This window comes from Bradyrhizobium sp. (assembly GCF_019244115.1).
Lineage (GTDB): Bacteria > Pseudomonadota > Alphaproteobacteria > Rhizobiales > Xanthobacteraceae > Bradyrhizobium.
Genome location: NZ_JAFATE010000191.1, coordinates 1 through 3,269, shown reverse-complemented (window position 1 = coordinate 3,269; position 3,269 = coordinate 1). Strand labels below are relative to the sequence as shown.

At 59.7% G+C, this 3,269-nt stretch carries 2 protein-coding genes; one reads left to right on the top strand and one right to left on the bottom strand.

Annotation, left to right across the window (positions count from 1 at the left end; genetic code table 11):
- Positions 1 to 1,082 (top strand): lyase family protein (locus tag JOZ76_RS08390; protein ID WP_291698158.1); only part of this gene is annotated, 1,082 nt, incomplete at its 5' end.
- 170 nt (positions 1,083 to 1,252) lie between these two features.
- Here the strand turns inward: JOZ76_RS08390 and JOZ76_RS08385 are convergent.
- Positions 1,253 to 3,269: GcvT family protein (locus JOZ76_RS08385; protein WP_291698157.1), on the bottom strand; the 2,017-nt coding region annotated here is incomplete at its 5' end.

Sequence of the window (3,269 nt, the reverse complement as noted above, 5' to 3'; positions counted from 1 at the left end):
ACGTCAACGAGGTGATCGCAAACCGGGCGTTGCAACTGTTGGGTGACCAGCCCGGCAACTACGATCGCATCCATCCGAACGACCACGTCAACACCGGCCAGTCGACTAACGACGTGTTGCCGGCCGCCGTGAAGCTCGCGGTCTACGACAAATCGCAAACGCTCATCGATGCCCTATCGCATCTGGCGGCGGCGTTGGAAGACCGCGCGAAGGCCTTCGACCATGTGCTGAGGATCGGTCGGACCTGCATGCAGGCGGCACAGCCCATGCGCTTGGGCCAGGCGTTTGGCGGATATGCGGCCGCGATCCGCAGGCTCGTGGCGAAGCTGACGGCTGCGCGGAACGAGATGCTGGTTTTGCCTCTCGGTGGAACTGCCATCGGCACCGGGCTTGGCTCGGCACCCGGCTATCGCCGCGCCGTCTACAGGCACTTGCGGGAGATCGTCGGCGCCGACGTTCGCCCAGGCGAGAACATGTTCGACGCCATGCAGAACGCCGATGGCTTCGCGAGGGTCTCCTCCGAAATTCGCATCTGCGCCGAAGTGATCGGAAAAATCGCCTCGGACCTCATCATCCTCGCTTCGGGCCCGAACAGCGGGGTCGGAGAACTGCGGCTTCCCTCGGTCCAGCCCGGCTCCTCGATCATGCCCGGCAAGATCAATCCAGTCCTCCCCATGATGATGCAGCAGGTGGCGTTCGCGGTGGTCGGCAACGATGCGGCAGTGTCGCTGGCGTCGCTCCAGGGGCAGCTCGAAATCAATCATTTCGAGCCAGTGATTGCGTCGCGCCTCTTCGACTCCATTGAACTTCTTGCGAAGTCGACCCGGATTTTCGCCGACAAGTGCATCGCCGGCATTGAAGCCGATCGCCACCATTCGCTTCATAACCTCTTGCGGTCATCCGCCATCGCGACAGTCTTCGTCCCGAAACTCGGATACGCTAGCGTTGCCGCGCTCGTGCATGCCTCGGTGGCCGAACGGCGGCCGTTCATCGATCTGGCGATCGCGCAGGGATTGTTGACGCACGACGAGGTGCTCGACGTCTTGCGCGAAAGCACCGAGTACCACGATGACGCCGCATGAGCCGCTCCTCGGCGCTCTCGATCCTGCGGCCCGACCCGACCGGCACTGTGACTCCGGCTTGGCGCGCGATCCGCAGCCGAAACCGCCTACGACATGGTGATCGACACGTTTCGCCCTGACGAGGATCTCATCTCGCGTTTTCCCAGCCGATGTTCGCATCACACGATGGGTCAGGCTCTGGCCAATTGACCCTCGACATCGTAAGCGCATCCTTCCAGGACTTCGGCATCGATTGCCGCACCGAGAGTCCATGCAGTCAGCTTGGAACCGCTAGCCGCATACTCCGGCTTGATGAATGCGATCGCAAGCGGAGCACCGACACGGTGGCCATAGCTTGCGCTAGAAATATACCCGGCGACCTTAGAACCTTGAAACAACGGCTCACCGCCTGTTGGGTCGACCTCATGCTCTGCCAATCGAAGCATTCGCATTTCGTAACGCTTACCCGCTGCTTCTCTGTTAGACAGCCCCGTTTGCGAAACGAACTGATTGTTCGTGCGGTCAAGCATCCATTCCATCCCGGCTTCGTGCGGACTGATCTCAGCGTTTAGTTCGTCTCCTGTGCGCGGGACGCCTTTTTCGATGCGCATGGAGTTCATGGCGCGTGCACCGAAAGGCCTCAAGTCGACGCCAGCTTTCTTCGCTGCAGCCGTGAGCTTATCATGCAAGGCAACCTGATCTTTCATCGCGCAGTGAATCTCGTAAGACAGTTCACCTACGTACGACAGACGCAATATGGTGCATTCGAGAGCGCCGATCCGGCATTCCATGCCAGCAAAGAAGTCGGGCAATGGCGTCCCGCTGCACAGCGCTTCCATTACAACACGGGCTTTTGGTCCTGCGATCGAAAATCCGGTCCACTGCTCGGTACGGTTGCTGAACCTGAGGTTCATGTCTTCCGCGATCGGCAGAAGGTGGCGGAGATGTATCCTCGAGTGCGAGCCGGATCCAACAAGCATGTAGCGATGGCTTTGAAGCCGCAGGATGGTCATGTCGCCGAGCAGCCCGCCTTTGACATCGACAACCGGCGACAGCGTCAATCCGCCATCCTTCGCCGGGAGCCGACCGGGAAGCGCGCGACGCAGGAAGTCTGCGGCTTGCTCGCCTTCGACGAGATAGTTGGCGAAACTGATCAGATCAGTGTAGCCCGCTTCATCACGCACGTGCAGGCACTCTCCCGCCACTGCCCGATGTGCCTCGGAGCGCCGGAACGTCGCCGTTTCGACTGGCGGTTGGCGGTCGATTGCGAACCAGTTCGGACGCTCCCAACCATCTGCAACGCCAAAACAAGCTCCGAGAACCTCATATCGCTCGTGCATTGGCGTCGTACGAACTGGACGCCCAGCGATAACTTCCTCGTTTGGAAAATGAATCTTGTACCGTTTCGCATAGGCATCGTGAGCGCGAGCATGAGTATAGCGACCGATCGCCCAATCGCCATAACGGAGCACGTCGCACGAGGAAAGGTCGCGGTGCGGCGTTCCCTCGACAATCCACTCCGCGATCATCTGACCGAAGCCGCCCGACATCGAAATGCCGGCGAGGAATCCTGCTGCACAGAAATGATTTGATTGACCTGGCATCCAACCGAGAAGAGGCCGCTGGTCCGGGGTGAACACGAACGGTCCATGGACCACGGACTTGATTCCGGTCTGGCCAATACAGGGGATCGCCTCGAAAACGTGCTCTAACGACGGCAGCAATCGGTCCAGGTCCGGCTCGAACAACTGCTGAGAAAACTCGTCCGGCATTTTATCGACGCCAAAATCCCTGGTGTCGGCTTCATAAATACCAAAGAGGATACCGCCACCTTCGCGCCGCCCGTATACTCCTGCATCGACATCACGGAAGACTGGAGGGTCGCGGCGGATGCCTTGCACCGCCGCGATCGGCTCCGTTATGAGGTAATGGTGCCGCATGTTGATCATCGGAAGCCTTGCCCCGGTCAACTGTGCGATTTCGTCTGCGTAGAGGCCGGCAGCGTTGATGATGATATCTGCTTGAATAGTGCCGTTCGGTCCCGATACAAGCCAGCCGCCATGTTCGGTAGCTGTAAGGCTCTCGACCTTCCAGCCTTCATGGATACGGGCGCCAAGCATTCTTGCCCCTTTGGCGAAGGCCATTGTCAAACCGTTGGGGTCCGCATGGCCTCCCGAGGGATCAAACATCGCGCCAAGGACGGTTTCG